General features: G+C 41.8%; 22 protein-coding genes and 1 pseudogene. 10 read left to right on the top strand and 13 right to left on the bottom strand.

The window, feature by feature from the left end; genetic code table 11:
• Window positions 1-62: 62 nt before the first annotated feature.
• On the top strand, window positions 63-959 hold the full coding sequence (gene folE2, locus NSQ34_RS03560; RefSeq protein ID WP_176966830.1) for a GTP cyclohydrolase FolE2: 897 nt from the start codon (window positions 63-65) through the stop codon (window positions 957-959).
• Window positions 960-991: 32 nt separating this feature from the next.
• Here folE2 and NSQ34_RS03555 read toward each other — a convergent pair whose 3' ends face one another.
• Window positions 992-2,875, bottom strand: a complete 1,884-nt coding sequence (locus NSQ34_RS03555; RefSeq protein ID WP_034282742.1) for an ABC-F family ATP-binding cassette domain-containing protein — start codon at window positions 2,873-2,875, stop codon at window positions 992-994.
• A gap of 132 nt (window positions 2,876-3,007) precedes the next feature.
• Here NSQ34_RS03555 and NSQ34_RS03550 point away from each other — a divergent pair, with 132 nt between their 5' ends.
• Complete coding sequence (locus NSQ34_RS03550; RefSeq protein WP_254001606.1) at window positions 3,008-4,081, top strand: glycosyltransferase family 2 protein; 1,074 nt, start codon at window positions 3,008-3,010, stop codon at window positions 4,079-4,081.
• 180 nt (window positions 4,082-4,261) lie between these two features.
• A complete protein-coding gene (locus tag NSQ34_RS03545; protein WP_024426650.1) occupies window positions 4,262-5,653 on the top strand; it encodes an amino acid permease in 1,392 nt (463 codons plus the stop codon).
• A gap of 36 nt (window positions 5,654-5,689) precedes the next feature.
• Here the strand turns inward: NSQ34_RS03545 and NSQ34_RS03540 are convergent, their stop codons facing one another.
• Window positions 5,690-5,923 (bottom strand): hypothetical protein, encoded by a 234-nt coding sequence (locus NSQ34_RS03540; RefSeq protein ID WP_034282744.1) that lies wholly within the window; start codon window positions 5,921-5,923, stop codon window positions 5,690-5,692.
• A 6-nt stretch (window positions 5,924-5,929) separates the two neighbouring features.
• Window positions 5,930-6,187, bottom strand: a complete 258-nt coding sequence (locus tag NSQ34_RS03535) for a hypothetical protein (RefSeq protein WP_003213975.1) — start codon at window positions 6,185-6,187, stop codon at window positions 5,930-5,932.
• Between the two features lie 65 nt (window positions 6,188-6,252).
• Between NSQ34_RS03535 and NSQ34_RS03530 the strand changes: the two genes are divergently transcribed.
• Window positions 6,253-6,732, top strand: coding sequence for an Hsp20/alpha crystallin family protein (locus tag NSQ34_RS03530; RefSeq protein ID WP_024424582.1), 480 nt, complete (start codon window positions 6,253-6,255; stop codon window positions 6,730-6,732).
• On the opposite strand, the gene NSQ34_RS03525 is transcribed toward NSQ34_RS03530, so the two are convergent.
• Window positions 6,713-6,940: a hypothetical protein gene (locus NSQ34_RS03525; RefSeq protein WP_039177063.1), complete on the bottom strand. Its 228-nt coding sequence runs from the start codon at window positions 6,938-6,940 to the stop codon at window positions 6,713-6,715. The genes NSQ34_RS03530 and NSQ34_RS03525 overlap by 20 nt on opposite strands.
• 92 nt (window positions 6,941-7,032) lie before the next feature.
• On the opposite strand from NSQ34_RS03525, the gene NSQ34_RS03520 reads away from it, so the two are divergent.
• Window positions 7,033-7,380, top strand: a complete 348-nt coding sequence (locus tag NSQ34_RS03520; protein ID WP_046314051.1) for a hypothetical protein — start codon at window positions 7,033-7,035, stop codon at window positions 7,378-7,380.
• A 116-nt stretch (window positions 7,381-7,496) separates the two neighbouring features.
• Here the strand turns inward: NSQ34_RS03520 and NSQ34_RS03515 are convergent, their stop codons facing one another.
• The 3 genes and pseudogenes from NSQ34_RS03515 to NSQ34_RS03505 form a co-directional block, all read right to left on the bottom strand.
• Window positions 7,497-8,129, bottom strand: coding sequence for a type 1 glutamine amidotransferase family protein (locus tag NSQ34_RS03515; protein WP_034282747.1), 633 nt, complete (start codon window positions 8,127-8,129; stop codon window positions 7,497-7,499).
• A gap of 74 nt (window positions 8,130-8,203) precedes the next feature.
• Entirely contained in the window at window positions 8,204-9,166 is a 963-nt protein-coding gene (locus NSQ34_RS03510) for a YafY family protein (RefSeq protein ID WP_046314053.1), read from the bottom strand.
• Between the two features lie 63 nt (window positions 9,167-9,229).
• Window positions 9,230-9,482: pseudogene (locus NSQ34_RS03505) on the bottom strand (recombinase family protein); the annotation flags it as partial.
• Between the two features lie 216 nt (window positions 9,483-9,698).
• Here NSQ34_RS03505 and NSQ34_RS03500 point away from each other — a divergent pair.
• Window positions 9,699-11,738 (top strand): penicillin-binding transpeptidase domain-containing protein, encoded by a 2,040-nt coding sequence (locus tag NSQ34_RS03500; protein WP_268456688.1) that lies wholly within the window; start codon window positions 9,699-9,701, stop codon window positions 11,736-11,738.
• A gap of 147 nt (window positions 11,739-11,885) precedes the next feature.
• Entirely contained in the window at window positions 11,886-13,124 is a 1,239-nt protein-coding gene (locus NSQ34_RS03495; protein WP_034282755.1) for an MFS transporter, read from the top strand.
• Between the two features lie 201 nt (window positions 13,125-13,325).
• Here the strand turns inward: NSQ34_RS03495 and NSQ34_RS03490 are convergent, their stop codons facing one another.
• From NSQ34_RS03490 to rfbF, 5 genes are read right to left on the bottom strand one after another with little or no spacing between them, the layout of a single operon-like run.
• Window positions 13,326-14,255, bottom strand: coding sequence for a putative nucleotide-diphospho-sugar transferase (locus NSQ34_RS03490; protein ID WP_046314059.1), 930 nt, complete (start codon window positions 14,253-14,255; stop codon window positions 13,326-13,328).
• Window positions 14,256-15,446 carry a glycosyltransferase family 2 protein gene (locus NSQ34_RS03485; RefSeq protein WP_024424576.1) on the bottom strand — a complete coding sequence of 397 codons (1,191 nt, stop codon included), beginning with the start codon at window positions 15,444-15,446 and terminating at the stop codon, window positions 14,256-14,258.
• A complete protein-coding gene (locus NSQ34_RS03480; protein WP_024426658.1) occupies window positions 15,443-16,354 on the bottom strand; it encodes a putative nucleotide-diphospho-sugar transferase in 912 nt (303 codons plus the stop codon). Before NSQ34_RS03480 ends, NSQ34_RS03485 begins: the two co-directional genes overlap by 4 nt.
• 12 nt (window positions 16,355-16,366) lie before the next feature.
• Window positions 16,367-17,338: a GDP-mannose 4,6-dehydratase gene (locus NSQ34_RS03475; protein WP_025092661.1), complete on the bottom strand. Its 972-nt coding sequence runs from the start codon at window positions 17,336-17,338 to the stop codon at window positions 16,367-16,369.
• A gap of 4 nt (window positions 17,339-17,342) precedes the next feature.
• Window positions 17,343-18,107: a glucose-1-phosphate cytidylyltransferase gene (gene rfbF / locus NSQ34_RS03470; protein WP_024426660.1), complete on the bottom strand. Its 765-nt coding sequence runs from the start codon at window positions 18,105-18,107 to the stop codon at window positions 17,343-17,345.
• A 354-nt stretch (window positions 18,108-18,461) separates the two neighbouring features.
• On the opposite strand from rfbF, the gene NSQ34_RS03465 reads away from it, so the two are divergent.
• Together NSQ34_RS03465 and NSQ34_RS03460 are read left to right on the top strand one after the other, a co-directional pair.
• A complete protein-coding gene (locus NSQ34_RS03465) occupies window positions 18,462-18,611 on the top strand; it encodes a DUF1540 domain-containing protein (protein ID WP_072367870.1) in 150 nt (49 codons plus the stop codon).
• A 200-nt stretch (window positions 18,612-18,811) separates the two neighbouring features.
• A complete protein-coding gene (locus NSQ34_RS03460; RefSeq protein ID WP_034282768.1) occupies window positions 18,812-19,891 on the top strand; it encodes a DUF3900 domain-containing protein in 1,080 nt (359 codons plus the stop codon).
• Window positions 19,892-19,953: 62 nt separating this feature from the next.
• Here the strand turns inward: NSQ34_RS03460 and NSQ34_RS03455 are convergent, their stop codons facing one another.
• Window positions 19,954-21,156 carry an MFS transporter gene (locus NSQ34_RS03455; protein ID WP_268456693.1) on the bottom strand — a complete coding sequence of 401 codons (1,203 nt, stop codon included), beginning with the start codon at window positions 21,154-21,156 and terminating at the stop codon, window positions 19,954-19,956.
• Between the two features lie 102 nt (window positions 21,157-21,258).
• Here NSQ34_RS03455 and NSQ34_RS03450 point away from each other — a divergent pair, with 102 nt between their 5' ends.
• The gene (locus NSQ34_RS03450; RefSeq protein ID WP_268456695.1) at window positions 21,259-22,167 is read left to right on the top strand and encodes a LysR family transcriptional regulator; all 909 of its coding nucleotides are present in this window, start codon (window positions 21,259-21,261) and stop codon (window positions 22,165-22,167) included.
• The last annotated feature ends 10 nt before the right edge of the window (window positions 22,168-22,177 follow it).

Raw genomic sequence — 22,177 nt, 5'->3', positions numbered from 1 at the left:
GATTTCCTTCGTGTTTTATCGCAAAATAAATAGGAATAATTACGATTTAAAGGAGGTACTATATGCGCTCTTTTCCATCTAAAGAAGAACGGCATCTGCTATTCGGATCTGTACCGCCAAGTCTTGGCACAAAGCCTTGGCAAAAAGAGGACATGACGGACATTCAAAAAACAGAGCAAAACTTTTATTTTCATCTTGAACAAGTCGGGATCTGCCGCATGTCCTATCCGGTGCATATCGTATCTAAAACAGCACCACATCGCCAGACAACTACAGCTGAATTTACACTGAGTACTTCCCTGCCAGCTCATCAAAAAGGCATTCATATGAGCCGGCTCACTGAACAGCTGCACTCGTTTTATGAGAGCAGCAAGCCGCTTAATGTGAATGCCCTAAAAGAATGGACGGCAGCGCTCGCCCGGAAAATGGATCAGCCCTCTGCTTCCATTCAAGTTGCCTTTCCATGGTACATGGAAAAACAGAGCCCAGTCACCGGGCAGTCAGGCTTGATGCATGCGACTGTCCAATATGACGTCCATTTTCATGAAAAAGACGGATGGACCTGTCACGTTGGCTGCGATGCACAGGTCACGACATTATGCCCTTGTTCCAAGGAAATCAGTGAATATGGTGCACATAATCAGCGCGGATCTGTTTCCATTCAAGTAGGGTTGTTTGAACAAGCATCGCTTCCTGACGACATCAAGGCCGCTCTTTTACATATCATCGAGTCCAATGCGAGCGCACCGCTTTATCCCGTGCTCAAAAGACCTGATGAAAAGAAAGTGACGGAAGAGGCTTATGAAAATCCGCGCTTTGTAGAAGATATCACAAGATTAATTGCCATCGAATTATATGAGCAGCCATGGATTAAAAGCTTTCAAGTCGAGTGTCGTAATGAGGAATCCATTCATCAGCATGATGCGTATGCCAAATGCTCCTATCAAAAAAACCTGTAGAGCGATTCTACAGGTTTTTTATTTCCACATCTTTATTCATTCAATTCCTCAATCATAAGCGACAATTCTGTCCAGCGGTCCATTGCTTGTTCTAGTTCTTCCGCAACGGCTTTTTGTTCGTCCATCAGCTCTTGAATTTTTCCAAAATCACTTCCTGCTTCTACAATGCTGGTTTCGAGCTGCTGATGTTTTTCCTCTAATGCCTGTATCCGGTCTTCAATCCCGTCCCATTCAAGCTGATCTTTATAAGAAAGTTTTTTTCTCTTTTTAGGTGCGGCTTCTACTTGTTTCTCAGCAGGCTTTGTCTCTGTCCGCTTCTGCTCTTTTTCCTGTTCCATATAATCGCTGTAAGCACCTTGGAAGTGTGAAACGCGCCCATTTCCTTCAAAGACAAGCAGACGGTGAACCACTCGGTCTAAGAAATAACGATCATGGGACACGGTGATGACGACGCCGGGGAACTGCTCTAAATAATCTTCTAAAATACTGAGGGTCTCTGTATCAAGGTCGTTCGTCGGCTCATCTAAAAAGAGAACATTCGGCTCTTCCATTAAGACCTTCAATAAATACAATCTGCGGCGTTCTCCCCCTGACAGCTTACGAATATACGTCCGCTGCATCGATCTTGGAAAAAGGAACCTCTCCAGCATCTGCTCTGCTGTGACAATAACGCCATCAGACGTCTTGACGATCTCAGCTGTTTCCTTGATATACTCAATGATGGTCAGCTCATCATTCATTTCCTTGTGATCCTGCGTGTAATAGCCAATACGAACGGTTTGTCCAATGGTCAATTGTCCTGAGGTCGGTTCAATCTTACCCGCTAGACAGTTCAGCAGAGTGGTTTTGCCAACTCCATTCGGTCCGATGAATCCGATACGATCACCCGGCACGACTAAATCTGTAAACCGCTCCACAAGGGACTGGCCAGCAAATGAAATTGATAAGTCTTCTGCCTCTATCACTTGTTTCCCCAAGCGGTGCGAGCCGATGGCAAAATCAAGCTCTCCCTTCGCATCAGGTCCTTTTTGATCTTTCAGCTCTTCGACTCTGCCGATACGTGCTTTCTGCTTTGTCGTTCTTGCTTTTGCTCCTCGTCTCAGCCATGCAAGCTCTCGTCTAAGCAAGTTTTGACGCTTCGTTTCTTTCACCTGAGCCTCTGCTTCCCGCTCCGCTCTTTTTTCTAAAAAGACTTCATAATTTCCTTTATACGTATAAAGCTGCCCTTGATTTAACTCATAAATCCGATTGGCCACCCGGTTTAAGAAATAACGATCGTGCGTCACGAGAATGACAGCACCGCTATATTGGCTTAAGTATCCTTCAAGCCATTCAATGGTGGCATTATCAAGGTGGTTGGTTGGCTCATCTAAAATCAGCAAACCTGCAGGCTGAATTAAATTTTTAGCAATGGCGACACGTTTTTTCTGTCCGCCAGATAATGCATGTACAGAGCGGCTCACATCTTTCACGCCAAGCTTTGTCAAAATCGTTTTAGCTGAAAGGTTCGCATCCCAAGCATCTTCCTGATCCATTCGATTCTGCATGCGCATCAGCGCCTCTTGTTTTGCCTCATTTTGCGGGTCATGCTCTAAATCGGCGAGTGCCTGTTCATACGCCTTCATCGTTTGAATCATTGGTGCCGTTCCAGAAAAAATGTAGTCAAGAATCGTTTCATTTCCGGTCATTTCAGGATCTTGCTCAAGAAATTCGATATCAAGTGTCCCTGCTTTCGTGATGTCACCTTCCTCAAACGATTCAAGTCCCGCGATGACCTTTAGAAGTGTTGACTTCCCTGTACCATTTGGTCCAATCAATCCGATGCGTTCCTTCGGTTCTATATGAAACGAAATATGATCAAACAGCGTTTTCTCGCCATAGGTTTTATATAGTCCTTCAACATTCAATAAACTCATTTTATCAACCCTTACATAGATTCTTCCTTTATTTTAAATCAGCCAGTAGCAGAAAACTAGTTTTAAAAAACCAGCTGATGAAAAGAATGTTTCCTTTTGATGCTCGATACACTATGAAGAGGTGATCTAAAGATGATAACCATTAGCTTATGTATGATTGTGAAAAATGAAGAGGAAGTGCTGGCGGAATGCCTTTCTTCTGTTCAAGACATTGTCGATGAGATAATCATCGTTGATACGGGATCAACAGATCAAACAAAAGAGATCGCTCATTCCTTTTCAGCAAAGGTGCTGGATTTTGAATGGGTGCAGCATTTTGCAAAAGCACGTAACTTTGCTTTCTCACATGCAGCGAAAGAGTATATTTTATGGCTCGATGCTGACGATGTTCTGCTTGAAGAAGACCGCCAAAAACTGCTTCAACTCAAGCAGACACTTGATCCCTCAGTGGATGCCGTTTCGATGTTTTATCATGTGGGCTTCGATGAAAGCGGTCAAGTCAATTTCAAATATAGAAGAAATCGCCTTGTGAAGCGTTCCTTAAACTTTCAGTGGTACGGGGCCGTTCATGAGTTTCTTCAAGTGTATGGAAACATCTTTCCAGCAGATATCGCCGTCACACATCAAAAACGAAAGAAAACAACTGCTGGTGAGCCTGGGCGCAACTTGCGAATTTATGAAGACATGCTGGCAAAAGGAGAGGACATGACGCCCCGTGATCTCTTTTATTTTGCCAATGAATTAAGAGACAATGGACAGCATGTCAGAGCGATTCGTTTTTATCATGAATTTTTAAACACAAAACAGTGCTGGATTGAGGATGAAATTCGCACATGCCAATATTTAGCGGACTGCTATTATGCGGCAGGCTTTGAGGAAGCGGCCTTATCCTCCTTATTACGATCCTTCTTATATGATCAGCCCCGGCCAGAATTTTGCTGCCGGATCGGGGATCATCTAAAAATACAAAATAAACATCAGGCAGCCATCTTTTGGTATGAGCAGGCGCTGAAGGCTCCTGAAAACGAAACAGCCTTCACACTTACACAATATAAAACATGGTATCCTCACCTTCAGCTTTGCTACTGTTATTATCAGCTCGGCGACCTGGAGCAAGCCAAAATACATCACCATGCCTCCTCCTCCCATCATCCAACTCATCCAAGTGTCCTGTACAATGAAAAAATATTTGCTGAACAGACATAGGTCGTCTGTTACCACATCCGCCTTCCATCTCCCGGCGGATGTCTCTTTTTATACACTTATTCGGTTGTGACGTTTAACACTTTAGTGATTTAAAGCGTTTTTCAACCAATTGACTAAATTGTCATTTGCGCATATACTAACATTCGTCTTACGAAAAGATTTATCCATTAGGAGGTCACCATGAGTTCTTTATTTAGAAAAAAATCTCTCGACCAGCTCATGCTTGAAAGTCAAACAAAGCGGCTCAGCCGTTCGTTGAATACGTTTGATTTAATCTTGCTTGGCATTGGCTGTGTGGTCGGGACTGGAATCTTTGTCATTACGGGGGTTGCTGCGGCAAATGATGCGGGACCTGCGATTATTATATCTTTTATTTTGGCTGCGATTGCATGCGCCCTTGCTGCTTTTTGCTACGCTGAATTCTCCTCTTCCATTCCTGTGTCAGGAAGCGTTTATACGTATTCCTACGCAACACTTGGAGAATTTCTCGCCTTTTTAATGGGCTGGGATCTCATGCTTGAATATGTCATTGCGCTCTCTGCTGTAGCAAGTGGATGGTCGTCCTATTTTCAATCACTGCTCAGCGGATTTGGCCTGCACATACCGAAGGCTTTATCAGCTGCACCTGGAGCCGCTGACGGGGCCGTCTTTAACCTTCCAGGCGCACTCATTATTTTGCTCATCACCTTTATCGTCTCAAGAGGCGTCAAAGAAAGCACAAAGCTGAATAACATTATTGTGCTGATCAAAATTGCCATCGTCCTTCTCTTTATCATTTCAGGCTTTGCTTACGTCAAACCTGAAAACTGGACACCGTTTATGCCAATGGGATTTGAGGGCGTGATCGCAGGCGCAGCAACAGTCTTTTTTGCTTACCTCGGATTTGATGCAATCGCCAATGCATCGGAAGAGGTCAAAAATCCGCAAAAGGCAATGCCGATTGGGATTATGGGAGCGCTCGGTGTATGTACCATTTTATACATCGGGGTTTCCTTTGTCTTAACAGGAATGGTTCACTATACGAAACTGAATGTCAGTGATCCTGTCGCATTTGCTCTTCAAGTGGTCGGTCTGAATAGTGTGGCGGGTATCATATCAGCCGGTGCCATTATTGGGATTACAACGGTACTCATTGCCTTGGTCTATGCACAGGTTCGCTTAACCTTTGCGATGAGCCGCGATGGACTTATGCCAAAGGTTTTCTCAAAGGTTCATCCAAAATCACAAACACCTGTTGCCAACACTTGGCTAACAGGGGCAGTCGCAGCATGTATCGTAGGTTTTGTGAATTTATCGACGCTTGCGAATTTAGTCAGTATCGGAACACTTGCAGCCTTTACGGTGATTTCCATTGCGGTCATCATATTGCGAAAAAAACACCCGAATGTTAAAGCTGCGTTTAAAGTGCCATTCGTGCCTGTGCTTCCAATTATCAGCGCGATCATTTGTATCACACTTGCGACAACACTTTCTTGGGTCACATGGAGAGCCTTCCTCATCTGGATCGCCATCGGTGTTGTTGTCTATTTCACCTATGCAAGACGAAAAAGCCATCTCAATGAAACACATTAGAAAAGAGACACGGGGATTCCCGGTCTCTTTTTTTGCTTAAATCACGCTGTTTTTGACTGAATTTGAGTCCACCATATCTGGATCTAGCACGCTTGAAATCGGAATGACAAGCGGTGAACAATCTCCATTGTCCTCACCAAAACCTTGGTTCATTTTCATTGAGAGAAAATAATCAATCTGCTGATAAGGTCCTAGCGTCAGTGATGCACCCCGATCCATTGCATTGATTTTAAAAGCACCGACATTGACGACTGAGGGTGAGAATAACATCACACGTCACTTCCTTTGAATGGGTTTAGCTGCTGGTGAAAAAGAGGCAGGTGAGTCCACTTGATCTCGATCATCTACATGGCTTTTTGTACCGACAAAACCGCTGGCATCTCCAAAATTCTGCCCGTAACCCTGATTTTTTTTATCTGAGTTTTGCCACTCTGCTAACAAATTTTGTCCGACATTCACCGCCGACGCATTTTCAAAGGAATTAATTTTTAACATGAAAATATTAATATTGATATACGGAGTTGGTTGAACCACAGATAAACCTCCTTTTTATAGGTATATGCAAGCACCCATCAAGTATGTTAACGGGAGGTCTTCACATGGACTTCGAAAAAATGAAGCAGTGGATGGATATTGCCCAGCAAATGCATGGAGATGATTTTTGGAAAATGATCTTCGATGATGAGCAAAGATCCCCCTTTATGGCAAACGGTCCATCTCCATTTACATTCACACAGCAGGATCAGCGGGGATCAGATGCGTCGTTTCCTCCAATCGACATGGTGGAAACCCATGCAGAAATTCAATATTTAATTTATTTGCCTGGCTACCGAAAGGAAGATGTTCAGGTGTTATCATATGGTGAATATTTGGTTGTGAAAGGACAGCGTTTTTCCTTTTTTAACGAACAGGACTTTCGCCAAAAGCAAGGGAAGTATGGTCCGTTTGAAAAGAAAATCCGCCTTCCAGAAATGATTCTTGGTCAAATGAATGCTGCCTTTAAAGACGGTGTACTTTACATCCGCCTGCAAAAGGATGAAGGAAAAGCGACGGCTATCATCATAGATGACGAATATTGATACTCACTGCGTCTATTTGATCACGATCATCAATTGTTTCAATTGGCAGGATCGTGATCACGCCATCAGCATTCTGTTCCCCAAAGCCATTGTTTCGTTTGATCGTACTGCAATGATTGCGAACAAACGTCGAGCCAAACGTCATAGATGATCCTGTGCCAATGGAATTCGTTTTCATATGGGCAATGTGAATCTGAGTAGGCAGCATATGCTTCTCCCCTTTCTTGTCATCTCTATAAGTATATACGGGGCAGCTTTTCCATAGACTAGAGTAAGGCGGAAGAAAAGGTTGTGGTCTACTTGAAACATTTCATTCAATCACTCTTTAAAAAAATTGAATCCAATCCATCCCCATCTGTCATTGAGCTAGAAAAAAGACTCGCCGCTCTTGAGCAAAAAATGTCTGCACCAGCTGCTCCTGTCTCAGAGGATACACACATCCATATCGAATCCCTGCGAGTGGACAAAATTGACTACCATTTAGAATTTGGGGAGCTTTCTATTGACCAGCTTCAAGGCAGGCTCAATATTGGGGCAACCTATTACACGCCAAAGGACACATGCATCAAAAAATCCACACAAACACCGAAGCCAAAAGAAACAAAAACACCGGTTGTCTCGATTCGATCAAAGCCTTCATCTTCTTAATGTGCTCGGCTTTTTAGTACAATCGGGGCAGTATCACAAACGATAAGACAAGTCCAAAATAAAAAGCTCTACTTCTCTACAAATCAAAGTAGTGAAATTGAGCTTTTTCCGTTACTTCATTTATTTATTGAATTCATCAATCGGAAGAAATATTCAGATTGATGTGTCTTATTCAGGTTATACCAAGAATGTAAGGCATCTGGTGCAAATACTTCTATTTTTTTCAGCACTTCCATTGCAAATTCTAAAGGAGCTATTCCTGATGCAGTAACTAAATTCGCATCAGATACCGCAGGTGCCAACTCATAGAACTTCTCTCCTTTATAGTTAGGACAAACCATTTTAGTATATTCTAAGTTATTACTTGTATGCCTTCTAGTATTTAAGTATCCCATATTCGCGAGCCCGTCAGTTGCACCACAAATTGCAGCAACAATTGTGCCAAGCTCTAAAGCTTGACCAATTCTTCCCAAGATAGGTTGGTGAATTTTTTCACCCCAAGTCGTCCCTCCTGGTAAAATCAAAAGATCTTTGCTCTCAAGATTACATTCTTCAAGGGAAATATCTGGTTTTATGCTCAAACCTCCCATAGTAGTCTTTATTTCTTTATTAACTCCTACTGTAATTACTCTTAAAGGTGCTAAATCTTTTTTGAAATATCTACCTGAGTTTAGTTCAGCGATTAAATATCCATATTCCCAGTCAGACATCGTATCAAATACATATAGATAAACTTTTTTTGTTTGCATCCAATCACCTTCCATTCACAATTGATATAGCTATTATAAAATAACTTCCCTGACAGTTAACGTCAGGGAAGTTATCATACTTGGTAAAATTTTATTAAATCCGACAAAACTTCAATAACTCTTTTCTTAAGACTAATTGGCTCAACAACTTTAATAGATTTATTATAAGGTAAAAGTAAATAAGGTACATATGTATGTATCATATCTTTTGGAAGAAGAAAAACTGCTTGATCTGAAGTCCGTTCTTGTAAATAATGTCCTAAAAACCAATGTTGGCAAATATCAGCCAATACATTTTTATCCCCATGAATCACCAAAGAAATAATCTCTTCCTTATCTTCTAAAGTTGGTAGGAGACTGTTTATAAAAAAGTCACGTGCTGAAAAATTTTCTTTCTGGTCAAAATGATTTACTGTCAGCATTAGACTTTCAATTCGATCTACTCTAAAACTACGCATATCATTCCTAAGATGACAAAATCCAATCACATACCACTTATTATTCCAATAGATTATTCTGTATGGATCGACACACCTATGATGTAATTGCTTTTCTCCACTTTTATTGTAAAGAATTTTCACCGTGTATGCGTCTGCTATGGCCTTTTCCAACTTCTTTAAAGAAGGTTCCAAAGAGATTGAAGGGGTTCGACTTATTACTTCAAGACTAGTTATATGTTGGTTTACCTTTGTTTCTTGCTCTTGATTTGAGTGTTTACTAAGTTTTGAAATGGCCCTTTTTAGCGCTTCATCTCCATAATATCCGGCTTCTTCTGCAAAAACAGCAGCGTGAAATAGTGAAGTCATCTCCTCAAAATCAAAAAATAGAGGGGCCTCTATAAAATTGTTCAATAAACTATATCCACCGTTATGTCCTGGTTCTGAAATAATAGGTACGCCACTCGTTGAAAGTGTATCAATATAACGATACACAGTTCTTATATTCATCTCTAACTTTTCTGAAATTTGTTTTGCAGTTATTTTTTTATCCGAACGAAGCATCCATAAAATGGATAACAAATTGTCTACTTTAGGCATATAATTCCACCTTTATATGAGTTTTATTTCCGATGATATACTTGTGATTTTTGGTATAACTCATCAATTTCTTTCCGATATCTTTCTAATTGAAGCTTTACACAGATTTGTCATTTCACACATTTGATTTACAATTTTATTTTCCTCTTTATAAAGCTTTACTGCATCATGGTATCTCAAGCAGACCTTAAGCATTGGATAATATCACGTTCTAATTGGCTTACACCCGCTATAAATGTAAATTAAGAATTGGCTGTAAGGATTATCTTCTGATATCTAGCTACGTATCTTTTAAGAATTTTAAATTTGTCTTTTTACTGTGAGTAATACAGGGCTAGGTCTGTACCATAAATGATTTCACCTTTTTCTTCAATAGAGGACTTAGATATTATTAATAAAATTGGGTATCCTAAACGATAAATCACAGGTCGTTTTTCTTATCTATTTAGCTAGGTTTCTATGAGAAACTATACAAATCACGACCAATCACTGTAAAATATAGAGGATCTAATCAAAAATTGAGGTGTTTTCATTGTATACGGGTCAAAAAAAATCATTTTGGAAACAGAAAAAAGTCATCATCCCTCTTCTTAGCATCATCGTAGTTGCTGCTGCTTTCTTTTTCTTAAAAGATACTCTTTTCTCAGAAGAAAAAGAGGCTTTAAAAGCCGCTCAAAGCTTTACGAAACATATGGAGAAGAAAGACTTTACGAAGCTGGCAGATGAGGTGACAAGTGCATCTTTGAAAGCCAATGACTTTTCAAAAAAACAACTAGCCGAAAAATACGACAATATTTTCAACGGCATTGGTGCTTATGATCTGAACATATCAAAACTCAACGTTGAAAAACAGGACAAAGGAGATGGGTATCAATTCTCCTATGATGTAACGATGAAAACGTCTCTTGGCAAGCTGCATAAGCTGTCTTACAAGGGCATTCTCTCTGAAGAGGGCGACAAGTGGAAAGTGGACTGGAAACCAAATCTCATCTTCCCGCAAATGGAGAAAGGAGATACCATCAAGGTCAAATCAGACCCTGCTGTCCGCGGAAACATTGTCGATCGAAAAGGACGTACGCTGGCAGAAACAACTGGTGGAAACGCACTTGGCATCATCCCGGGCAAGCTCGGAACAGGAGAAGAAAAAGAACGCAATATCAAAAAAATCAGCAAAGCTTTTGATATAGAGGAAGAACTAATCAACAATCAGCTGAAACAAGCATGGGTCACAGACGACACGTTTGTCCCGCTCAAATCGATGTTAAAACAAAAGCCAATTCCAAAGGACGTCAATGGCGTTACCTATCAATCAAAGGAAATGCGCTACTATCCATATAACAAAGCCGCCGCTCATCTCACCGGATATGTAGGAAAAGCAAATGCGGATGATATCAAAAGGAATCCAGCATTAAAAGCGGATCAAATCATCGGCAAAACCGGCCTTGAATTCACATTTGACAAAAACTTACGCGGACAAGATGGCGGAAGCATTCTCATCGTCCATGATGAAACAGGCATTGAAGAAACATTGCAAAAATCAGCTCGAAAAGATGGAAAAACAGTGAAGCTGACGATTGATGCTTCTTTACAGAAAAAAGCCTATGATCAGCTGAAAGGTGAAAAAGGGGCCGTCACGATCATGAATCCATCATCAGGTGATCTATTAGCACTTGTCAGCACCCCTTCCTACGATGTCAATCTCATGACAAACGGGATTACACCTAAGCAATATCAGGCATACAGTGAAAATCCAGACCTTCCATTCCAAGCTCGATATGCGAGCCGGTATGCACCAGGGTCCACATTCAAAACCATTACAGCCGCCATTGGGCTGGAAACAGGTGTCACAAAGCCTGACAAAGTGCGCACCATTCACGGACTGAAATGGCAAAAGGATCAATCTTGGGGAAATTATCGCATCACCCGGGTTCACGATAAAGAAAAAGTAAATATGGTCGATGCCCTTGTGTACTCAGACAATATTTATTTTGGACAGGAAGCACTCGAAATAGGCAAAGCCACCTACGATAAAAAAGTGAAAACATTTGGATTCGGCGAAGACTTACACATGCCATTTACAATGAAGCCTGCACAAGTATCGAACGATGGCATTCAATCGGATATCTTACTGGCTGACTCGGCGTATGGGCAAGGCGAATTACTCATGTCACCGATTGAACAAGTACATGCCTATTCTCCATTTGCTACAGGAGGCAAGCTTGTCTATCCTCGAGTGATTCAAGATGAAAAAACAGCTTCACCAAAACAAATCATCAAAGAAGGCTCGGCAAACACAGTGAAAGATGCATTGACTAAGGTCGTGACCAGTCCAAACGGAACAGCCCACTCCTTACAAATCGAAGGAGCGGATATTGCCGCTAAAACGGGAACGGCAGAGTTAAAAAGCAAACAAGGTGCAACAGACGGCACCGAAAATGGATTTTTACTTGCGTTTAATCCTAAAAAAGAAGATTACGTCCTCGTCGGCATGATCGAAGGGGTAAAAAACCGCGGCGGCAGTGGGCTTGTCGTTCAAAAAATGAAGCCTGTGATTGCTTCTTTTTACAAATAACTCTTTAGAGACACAAGCTCAATCAAATGCTTGTGTCTCTTTTTTTCTAAATCATGACAATTTGCTATTGTTTTATAGTTCACCTTATGAATAAAATGAGAAGAATGCAAAAATCAGAAAACAGATAAATGAAGGGAGGAAGTCTCATTGGCCATTGCTGCTCGTACAAAGGATAAACCTCAACATTCTGTTACCGGCTCAACGGTTTATCCCATCTTATTGATTATTGGTATTTGTCATATGCTGAACGACACATTACAAGCTGTTATTCCTGCGATGTTCCCTATTTTGGAACGCTCAATGGGGCTGACCTTTACACAATTAGGGCTGATTGCCTTTACATTAAATATGGTCTCCTCCGTGATGCAGCCTGCTATTGGGTGGTACACAGATAAACGGCCGATGCCTTATGCACTTCCGATTGCTTTATTTTCAAGTGCTGTCGGTATATTCGGACTCGCGTTTGCTCCGTCCTTTGCCACCATTCTGCTTTGCGTTGTCTTTATCGGACTCGGCTCTGCGATCTTCCATCCAGAGGGCTCCCGTGTTGCCAACATGGCAGCTGGTCCAAGACGAGGTCTTGCCCAGTCCATCTATCAAGTAGGCGGGAATACAGGTCAAGCCTTTGCTCCGCTTATCGCTGCATTAATGCTCGTCCCGCTCGGTCAGACAGGCGTGGCTTGGTTTACGATTGTTGGAATGTTGGCGGTTGGTTTCCTTCTTTATATTTCAAGATGGTACGCAGGAAGGCTTCAAACCATTCGGGCCCAAGCGAAAAAAACACCTACAAAAGCAGCTAGATCTGATATTCATCGTAAATCAGCACTCATTGCACTTGGCATTATCGTCTTTCTCATCTTCGCCCGCTCTTGGTATGGAAATGCCATTTCGAATTTCTATGCATTTTATGCGATTGAACAATACGGTTTGACGATTAAAGAATCACAGACTTATATCTTCTTATTTCTCATTCTAGGTGCAATTGGGACATTTTTAGGCGGTCCGCTTGCAGACCGCTTTGGCAAGAAAAACGTGATTTTAGTTTCCTTATTGGCATCCTTCCCGCTTGCCCTGCTGCTGCCATTTGCCGGACCCGTTTTTGCTTATGTTTTACTCGGGCTGATTGGGCTCATTTTGACATCAAGCTTCTCTGTTACCGTGGTTTATGCCCAAGAACTATTTCCCGGGAAAATTGGCACAATGTCTGGTTTAACTGTTGGGCTTGCGTTTGGTATGGGTGCAATCGGATCGGTTGCCCTCGGCTCATTCATTGATGCCTTCGGCTTAACGCCTACCATGATCGGTGTTGCCTTTTTACCGATATTAGGCATCCTAGCCTTCCTACTTCCTAGCGACCAAACCATTTCTAAATGGAATGAATCATAAAAAGAAAACCGCTCAATCAATGAGCGGTTTTTTTCGATTGTTGACAAAGTGCTAAAATGATGTGTATTTTAGCACTTTGTCTTCTTTTCAGCGTGATAGAAAACCTTTGCAGTCTAGGAAGGGCGAGCACCGGAGCGCAGACCTGACAAAGAATGCGAGGGTTTGTCTACACGCTGAAACCGCTCATAAATGAGCGGTTTTTCATCTCTCATAAAAATGCGTGTCAGGCACATGCTTCTTCGCAATAAATCCTTGCTTAAATTCTGGAAATACCTTTTGCACCTGCTTAATCTTTTGATGAACCAAGTCGGCATACGGAATATACAAATGATCCACAAGCTTCTGTTCTTTCATATAGTAATACCAATTAAGGTTAAAGGTATTCTCGTCAATGATCGTAAAGGCAGAAAAATGATAGAACAAGAGTGGACATTCGTCGAGATACATATCTCCTTTTACAACTGAAAGCTTGTAGTTTTCAATGTTCCAAATCGCCGCATTGGCTCCTTTAGATGCAACGATATGAACCCCTTCAAAATCATCAACCCATCTTTCCACATACCGCTGATCTCCGTACGTCTTTTTTTCTGTATCCATTTCTACTGTACAATGGGCAAGACAATTTTCTTTCCATTGCGTGACTGCCTGTATGGCAACATCTGTGTTACGACAGCCTACAAACCCTGTATTAAAGCGGCCAGACAACTCATAAAAATGATAGAACCGCTTGGAATTCATATGATCCGTCAAAAATAAATGAGCGCTTGGATTCTCTGCAAAAATCGCCTCCGGATCATGATAAAAATACAAATCCGTATCCAGATGGGCAAGATAATCCGCATCTGAGGACTCAAGAATGTTGAGCAGAAAAGCAGGCTTTAACGTCCAGCAATACTCATGAAACGTTCGATCTTCTTTTGCCTTTCGCAGCGTATCATCTTCAATGTCCTCAAGCTGTTCATATTGAACATGCGGGTGAGGGAACTCCTTTAATACCTTATAAGCCAAAGGGTCTGCACATAAAACGGACAGCTTAAAGGCATGAGCGTTTTGTTCAAGCGAATGAATCAGCGCCAAAAGCTTAAAAACATGGGTATTCGACACAATGGTTGTAAAGTGATAAGACGCCATTTACAACACATCCACTTGGAACAAATCAACGCGCAACAGCTCTTTCGTCAGCCCTTGAATGGCTTCTACAAGCACCATGCAGCCATACTCCTCACGTGCAAGCTGCGCCGCTTCTGCCAGCTTTTTCAAAGGAACATGCTTGGCTGTCAGCATATCTTTTTTATCCCGCTTGATGCCTACATTCCGCTCTGTGATCAAATGAAGCAGCTCTAAAAAATAGGATAACAGGTCATCAAATGCTGGATTCTCACGCAGCTGCCGAACTTCTTTCACAATATCATTTGTCACAGTGTGAGAAAACGGACCAGAGAAAGCCAAGTGGACATCAATGGAATCAATATTGTTATACTTCTCACACATATACAAAATGTTGTATTTGATGTCATCAAATGACGTTAAATTACTTGGATGCTCTTGATGCACACTCATGATATCCTCTCGCAATTCAAAGGAGAGACCAAGCTGATTCAATCGAATCCCTAAATCATAATCCTCAAATCCGTACCGAACGATATTTTCATCAAACATCCCTAGTGCCATGACATGCTTACGTTTAACAGAGGAGTTATTTGTAATAAAAAATCGCCATGGCAGCTCATAAGAACCTAAATCATAGTGGTACGTTTCCAAAATGTCTTTCAGAATATCAATAAACTCAGACTGCAAATCGAAGCTTTTCTCTAAAAATGCACCATTTTCGACTTCTTCCAATGATAAAAGAGGTGTTTTGTCCTCCATTTTCCGTTTATACAGTCCTTGCTTTTTCAACCGCTTCATATGATCCTTATCAAACGCTTTGTAAAAATAGCGATAAATCCGCTTCCAGCACACACCGCAAATGACAAGATCCTCCCTGTCAGCATGAGCCTCTGCATGCTTTTGAATAAATCTCGGTTCTGCCAGCATATCACTGTCATGAAAAATGAGCAGATCTCCCTCCGCCTCGCGAATGGCATGATTACGCCCCTTTGCAATCCCTTGATTGACAGGAATACGCACCTTTTTAAATGGGAAGTTCACCTCAATATTCTCGAGCATTTCCATCGTGCCATCCGTTGAGCCATTATCGGCAACAATGACCTCAAATGGAATATCTGTTTCCTGAAGCGTTAATGAAAAAAGGCTTCCTTCTAAACGCTCTTTGGCATTATAGCTTGGAATAATGACGCTTACCTTTGGCTTTTCGTTCATGCGTCATCCTCCTCCCGTTTGGCATAGCCGTTAAACAGCGGATCGACCTGCTCCACAGATTCAATCACATGGCGAAGCACTTGCCGATAGGCTTCTTGGAAAAACGGCAGGTCATTTCGTCCTTTTTCATGAATTTGCTGCATCTCATCCTTGCTCACAATCCGAAAGCCGCTGTAATGATAGCAAATGAGCGGGTGCCCATCCTCCAGAAGAATACGTCCATTCTCCTCCCGATAAGAATGCTGCCCATAGTTCCAATGACCAATATTCACGCCTTTTGTCTCAATATCTTCTACTTTGTCAAACAGCCTCGGCATATGATCTAGATATCCTTGATCGCCAAACTTGCCTTCTCCCGGTGCATTTTTACATTCTTTTAAGCATTCTTCTTTCCACCAGCTGAGGCATTTTCGTCCGGCTTCATCTCCTTTAAAATGCAGAAAACCTGAGTTATAGCGTCCTAAAAGCTTCTGAAGCATCTTCACTTCCTCTGCATCAAAGCTTGGAATGACAATATCCCCTCTCGAAATTAAAACAGAAGCATTCGGCTGATGTTGAAAAATCACCTGAGGGCTCTCATAAAAGAACAAATCCGCATCAAGATAGGTCACGCTCTCTGCCTGCTCCTGTTCAAATAACCACTCAATCCAAATCGGCTTTAAGGTCCAGCAATATTCCGATGCATCCCGTTCCTCTTTTTTCTCCAGCAGCTCTGGTGTTTCGAGCTCCCGTACATGAACAAGATCCACATGCGGAAAATTCATTTGATGAAGCAAATCAAATGCAGCATCATCCATGCATAACGTCTTGATGACAGCATCATCTTCTACTTGCTTCAACGATAAGAAAAACGCAATGGCTTGATAAAGTCTTCCACTTGAAAGAACCGTACAATATATGCTGTTCATCTTTTTACACCTCTATTTTTGAAAGAATTCGCGGTACCATTCAATCGTCTTCTCTAAGCCTTCATCAATGGAGTAATCAGGCTTCCAATCAAGCAGCTTTCTCGCTTTCTCTGCTGACAAATATTGATGCTTAATTTCATGTGTTCCTTGGTTGAGAATACGAGGCTTCAGTTCACTTCCCATTGCCTTTAAAATCTTATCCACAAGCTCAAGCACTGTCAGCTGAATCTCGTTACTAAAGTTAAAGGCTTCTCCCGCCAGCCCTTTTTCCTCCATCTTCTCAGCTAGCAGCAAATAAGCCTTCACTGCATCTTCAATGTAGAAATAATCACGAATAAATGTCCCGTCACTTCTAATTTCCGGCGCCTTTCCTTCTAACACAAGCTGAATGGTTTGCGGAATGATTCTGTTGAAATTCAAATCTCCGCCTCCATATAAATTACCGCAGCGTGTAATACAAACCGGAAGACCATATGTGTTGTAGTACGTATGAGAAATGAGATCTGCACAGCTCTTCGAGACATCATACGGATGTTTCCCGTTTAACGGCATGTCTTCATCGTATGGCAGCTGCTCTTGATCACCGTATGCTTTGTCACTTGATGCCACGATCACTCGTTTGATCAGCGGCTGTCTTCTGCAAGCCTCCAGCACATTCCATGTCCCTAAGATATTCGCTTCAAATGTAGAAACAGGATGTCTATTTGCGACTCCAACAATGGCTTGGGCAGCCAAATGGAAGACGGTGTCAATTTCATATTCTCCTAACGCACGTTCAATCGTCTGCATATCCTCTAATGCGCCTTGCACCACATTCATTTTTTCAAATTGACTGCCTTGATATAAATTCGATCGAGGCACCTGATCACGCACAAGTCCAGTCACGTTTGCCCCTTGATCAATCAATTCCTTAACGAGATAGCTCCCTAACAGCCCTGTACATCCAGTTACAAATACGTTCTTTCCATTCCAAAATCCGCTCATGCTGTCACCAAACCTTCCATGGTTGTTTTCCATCTGTCCACATGTCGTTAATTTCCTTCAGGTTTTTATACGTATCAATTGCTGTCCAAAATCCGTGATGCTCATAAACGGCAAGCTCTCCATCATCCGCCAGTTTTTGAAGAGGCTCCGCTTCAAACACGCATTGGTCATCATCTGTCAAATAATCAAATACCTTTGGAGACAACACAAAAAATCCTCCATTGATCATCCCGATACTGTCTGTCTTCTCAGAGAAGGATTGTGCCATCCCGTTATACACCTTCAGTGTCCCGTACTGGGACTTCTTTTCAATGCCTGTGACAGTCGCAGCTGCTCCAAGATCCTGATGACGTTTCAGCAAATGAAACATATTGATATTGGCCAGTCCATCACCATACGTCATCATAAAGGTCTCATCACCAATGTAATCCTGTGCCTGCTTTAAACGTCCGCCTGTCATCGTATCTTCACCTGTATCTAAAAAGGTGATTTTCCAGTTCTCCTTTTTCCCTAAAAGCTTCATTTCTCCTGTCGCCATATCGAGCTGCATGCTGTGATGCTGCCAGTCGTAGTTCAGAAAGTACTCTTTGATCTTCTCTCCTTTATATCCAAGCAATAGGATAAATTCGTCTACACCGTAATACTGATAGATTTTCATAATATGCCATAGAATAGGCCGGTCTCCGATCATAGCAAGTGGTTTAGGAAGCGCTTGTGTGACCTCACTCATTCTCGTTCCCTTTCCTCCGCAGAGAATGACTGCTTTCATCTTCTCCCCTCATCTCTCTATGAAGATTTTTGATTAAAACCCTATCTTTATGCGGAAAATCAGTACATGTACCCTCATACTTTGTCCGACATCAGGTTTTGAATCTACTCTATTCATATGTCGAAATGAGAGAGTGTGCCACCTAGCATTTAACTATTTTTACAAATAAAAAAAGAGCGAGATTCATATTCTCGCTCTTCCAAAGTTTAAATTGTATATTTTCAGGGTAGATGGTATGATAAACATGTGCATAATCAGCACAAACAGCCTCTTTCTACAAAGAGACTACTAGATTGAATGAATTCAAGTGGCAGCTTGCTTCATTCTCAATATGAATCACGGAGGTGAATTCCCATGGCACAAAACGTTCTTTGTGAAGTGAACTCTTGCCGTTTTTGGGCTGAAAACAGCTGTACCGCTTCTACCATTAAAATTGGTAAAAACACGATGACTGAAGTGACTCGTAATACTGAAACTGATTGCGAAACATTTGAAACAAAATAATCTATTTTTCTCTGAGATGAAGGAACTGGCTGGTTCCTTCTTTTCTTTTATCATTCTATCAAGAATGATAATTATTATCAAGTGTTTTTCAATAAACATTTCTCGGGAAATAATGACACGATATTTCTCCATTCGTTGACGATTTTCACTCCTTTTTCTATACTCAACATATCCGAAGAAGAAAAAGTGGTGACCAATCAATGGATTTTACGATACGTTTTCTCTCATTCTTTGTCGTGGAAATCGAAGGCAAAGATGAACAAGCAAATAAACGGTTTAAACATTATCAAACACTAGATCAAGAAGAATTTGAACAAAGTGAGCTGAAGGACTTTTTAGACGGTGAGCTGAAAAAAATCGTCAAACGAAAAGTGGACAGACACCCTAAATCTGAACAAGTACCGACCAAAATTGGCCGATTTATTGTAGAACCCGGTCATGAGCTCGATTCAAATCCCAACTACAACCTATTTCATCAAACGAGATTTGCAGATACAAAAGAATTGTTTAATGAATGCAGTGAACAGTTTGTTCGCACATATTTAGATACAAGTGCTGTCAGAGGCGGCGTTTTTTTAGTTGCTTCTGCTGTTCCAAAAAAGTATTTCGATGATTCCTTTGTCTTTATTATGAAATGCGATTTCGAACAGAAAGTGGCTTCCATCGCTGATACATCTACCTTGATTAGAAAAGTCGAAATGGCTATTACGACAAAAAACATGAAATCGATTCAATACCCGTTTATGCCAGAAGAGGGCATGACTGAGGAAGCTGAAGTGAAAATTCACCAATCTTCACACGCTCGTTATTTTGAAGACTTTTTGAAGTTCGTCGAATACGGTGAATCCATGCCTGAAATCATGAAATCACAGGTCATGAATATGGTACAGGAACAGGTTTTTGAAACATTACAGGATGAAAGTGAAGAATTAAAGCAGTTTGAAGAGGATCTTGAAATATGGGAAGCGAGTGAAAAGCGAGAAATTAGAGAAACACTCGATACAGAACAGGTCACACAAGCGGCCTCCCATATTGTTGAACAAACCCCTGATATCACAATGAAAATGCGTCTAGGCGAAACGGAAATCAAAGGTCTTCTAGCAGACTTCGGCCAATCAATCCATATTGCAAAGCTCAACAATCGATATGTCGTGCTCGTTGAAGCAGATCAAATCGTCTTCGAAAAGGGAAGCACACCTGTTGAGTTTCATAAACCAAATGGGTTAAAAGAGGTGGTCAGCCAGCTGACGCAAAAAGCCTATGATTCAGATCTAGAATAAAAAAACATGACTGCCTCTTGCATTCAGCGCATGAGGCATTTTTTTGTATAACGCTTGATTTATTACGCTGGATCAGAAGAAACATGCAGCTCCCTGCCTCTTGCCCACATGCTGACAAGCAATAAGCTTATGATGAGCATCAGCCAAAAGACGCTGCTTGATCCAAAAAGCTGAATCATCGTATATCCGCACAAGGGTCCTAAAGCCGCTCCCATATCTTGAACAAAGGAATAGCTTGCGAGGAAGCGATTTTTATCTGTTTGAGCAGAGGCTTTTTGAAAAGCAAGTGTATCCGTTAATGTCGTTAAGATCGTTGACAGCAGCTGGATCAAAAGCAGCATCACAAGAAACCAGCCGCTTACCTTCAGCATGACCGCTAGAAAACTGAGACCTCCAAATGAAAGAAACATCCAGCAAAGCGTTCGTTCCTTCATCACAAGACGATCAAACCATCTGCCTGTTTTCGGTGCGACAAATGGTTCCCATCCCCATCTGAGCGCTTGAATGATTCCGCTTAAAGCCGAAGCTCCGATGACAAAGCCGAACAGAGCAAATTCTCCATGACCGATCCTTGCTTCAATGACATGGCTGAGGGTTGATGCGAATAACCCTTGGATCACAAGTGCGATCAGCATACCTGTCATTAATACTTTTACAACATCCCGTGCAAGCCACCTCTGTTTGATGACTTGATACACCTGCCCCTCTTCTCCCTTTTCAATCTCATCCAAAGAGACATAAAAAATGATCCCTAGTAATGTGAGTAAACCAAAAACAAGCGTCATGGACTGGAAGCCGATCAGGCTGGCGAATATTCCGCCAAATAACATGCCGAATAAACTGCCAAGCCGGTAAAGTCCATTATAAATGCCCGTATAATGCCCTTGAGAGCTTTCCTCCATCTCAGCAATTAATCTCATTCCACTCATACGCAATAACGTCCATGCCAGCCCCCAAGCGCAGCGGCAGATCAGCAGCAGCCAAAAACCACTCACACCATATAGCATCGTGGTCACTGAAGCAATCAAAATAGCGATCAATACACCAGTCTTCATTGGGACAAACCGATAGAGCCACCAAACGACAGGCGTTAGCGGGATGCGGATGAATCGGTTAATGGACAGCAGCAGCCCGACCTCCCAAATAGACGATAAACCAATCTCTTTCCAATAAATCGGAAGAACAATATAAAGCATTGAATCCCCAATCAGTGCAAATGCTGTGATAAGCGATATTGACACCACTTGCTTTCGACGATGATCCATTTCCCTTCCCCCTTCGCTATCTTTACAATAAGGGATGCCTTATAATAAATCTAATGAATGTTTTTGATTAAACCATCAAAATAATTGATAGGTGGTGCAAAGTTGAATTTACATGCCCTTCGGATTTTTGCAAAGGTCGCAGAGACAAAAAGCGTTACACAAACAGCAGACGTGCTATCTTTGACACAGCCTGCTGTGACGGCTCAGCTTAGAAGCATTGAAAGTGAGATCGGTTTCCGTCTTTTTAAACGAAATGGCAGAGGCATTACACTTACGGAAATGGGGAAAATTCTATATCCTTATGCCCGGCAAGTGTTCGAGGCTGAAAAAGAAGTAGAATATCAGATCACACTTTTACAAAACGGAAAAAAGGGGCGGCTCCGCATCGCTTCTACCTATGTACCACTTAACTTTTTACTGCCAGATTGGCTTGCTGCCTTTAAAACATCTTCACCACAGACAGAAATTGAATTAAAAAGCGGAAACTCCGCTCAAGTTTTAGAGAGCCTGCTTCAATATGAATCAGATGTGGCCATCGCTGTGATCGAGGATCTGCACCATGAGGAGATTCTCACCTCTCATTTAACGAATTTAAGCTATGATTTTATTGTGCCGGCAGACCATCCGTTGAACGGAAAAACTGTCCCGCTAGAGCGCCTGAGTCAGGAGCCTTTTTTGATGCGTGAAGAAGGCAGTTCCACAAGAGATAAGCTCTTTTCATTATTTACCTCGAAAGGGATCAAAAAACCGACCGTTGATTTACAATTCAGCGGTGTTCATGAAGCGATTCAAATGATCAAAGCTGGATATGGCATCACACTTGTTCCCCGTGATGCGGTTCATGGCAGTCTCAAGCGGCAAGAAATTGGGCGCGTGTACATTGAAGGCATTGAGATCGTCAGACCCGTTGTTGTGTGCAAACGGGCGAATGATCTTGAAGAAAATAGAACCGTGGATGCCTTCTTGCAAATGAAAGGTATCGGTCCATTTACTATGCCTGCTGCCAATTAAAAAAGTGCCT

The organism is Bacillus sp. FSL P2-0069 (assembly GCF_038593315.1).
GTDB classification, from domain to species: Bacteria; Bacillota; Bacilli; order Bacillales; family Bacillaceae; genus Bacillus; species Bacillus safensis.
This window is presented reverse-complemented; position numbering and strand designations above follow the sequence as displayed.

Coding starts and splice junctions, on each gene's coding strand:
- NSQ34_RS03455 (WP_268456693.1), bottom strand. CDS start 21,156: ATGGATCATCGTCGAAAGCAAGTGGTGTCAATATCGCTTATCACAGCA.
- NSQ34_RS03475 (WP_025092661.1), bottom strand. CDS start 17,338: ATGAGCGGATTTTGGAATGGAAAGAACGTATTTGTAACTGGATGTACA.
- NSQ34_RS03530 (WP_024424582.1), top strand. CDS start 6,253: ATGGACTTCGAAAAAATGAAGCAGTGGATGGATATTGCCCAGCAAATG.
- NSQ34_RS03550 (WP_254001606.1), top strand. CDS start 3,008: ATGATAACCATTAGCTTATGTATGATTGTGAAAAATGAAGAGGAAGTG.
- NSQ34_RS03510 (WP_046314053.1), bottom strand. CDS start 9,166: ATGCCTAAAGTAGACAATTTGTTATCCATTTTATGGATGCTTCGTTCG.
- rfbF (WP_024426660.1), bottom strand. CDS start 18,107: ATGAAAGCAGTCATTCTCTGCGGAGGAAAGGGAACGAGAATGAGTGAG.
- folE2 (WP_176966830.1), top strand. CDS start 63: ATGCGCTCTTTTCCATCTAAAGAAGAACGGCATCTGCTATTCGGATCT.
- NSQ34_RS03490 (WP_046314059.1), bottom strand. CDS start 14,255: ATGGCGTCTTATCACTTTACAACCATTGTGTCGAATACCCATGTTTTT.
- NSQ34_RS03465 (WP_072367870.1), top strand. CDS start 18,462: ATGGCACAAAACGTTCTTTGTGAAGTGAACTCTTGCCGTTTTTGGGCT.
- NSQ34_RS03545 (WP_024426650.1), top strand. CDS start 4,262: ATGAGTTCTTTATTTAGAAAAAAATCTCTCGACCAGCTCATGCTTGAA.
- NSQ34_RS03525 (WP_039177063.1), bottom strand. CDS start 6,940: ATGCTGCCTACTCAGATTCACATTGCCCATATGAAAACGAATTCCATT.
- NSQ34_RS03515 (WP_034282747.1), bottom strand. CDS start 8,129: ATGCAAACAAAAAAAGTTTATCTATATGTATTTGATACGATGTCTGAC.
- NSQ34_RS03460 (WP_034282768.1), top strand. CDS start 18,812: ATGGATTTTACGATACGTTTTCTCTCATTCTTTGTCGTGGAAATCGAA.
- NSQ34_RS03485 (WP_024424576.1), bottom strand. CDS start 15,446: ATGAACGAAAAGCCAAAGGTAAGCGTCATTATTCCAAGCTATAATGCC.
- NSQ34_RS03540 (WP_034282744.1), bottom strand. CDS start 5,923: ATGTTATTCTCACCCTCAGTCGTCAATGTCGGTGCTTTTAAAATCAAT.
- NSQ34_RS03480 (WP_024426658.1), bottom strand. CDS start 16,354: ATGAACAGCATATATTGTACGGTTCTTTCAAGTGGAAGACTTTATCAA.
- NSQ34_RS03555 (WP_034282742.1), bottom strand. CDS start 2,875: ATGAGTTTATTGAATGTTGAAGGACTATATAAAACCTATGGCGAGAAA.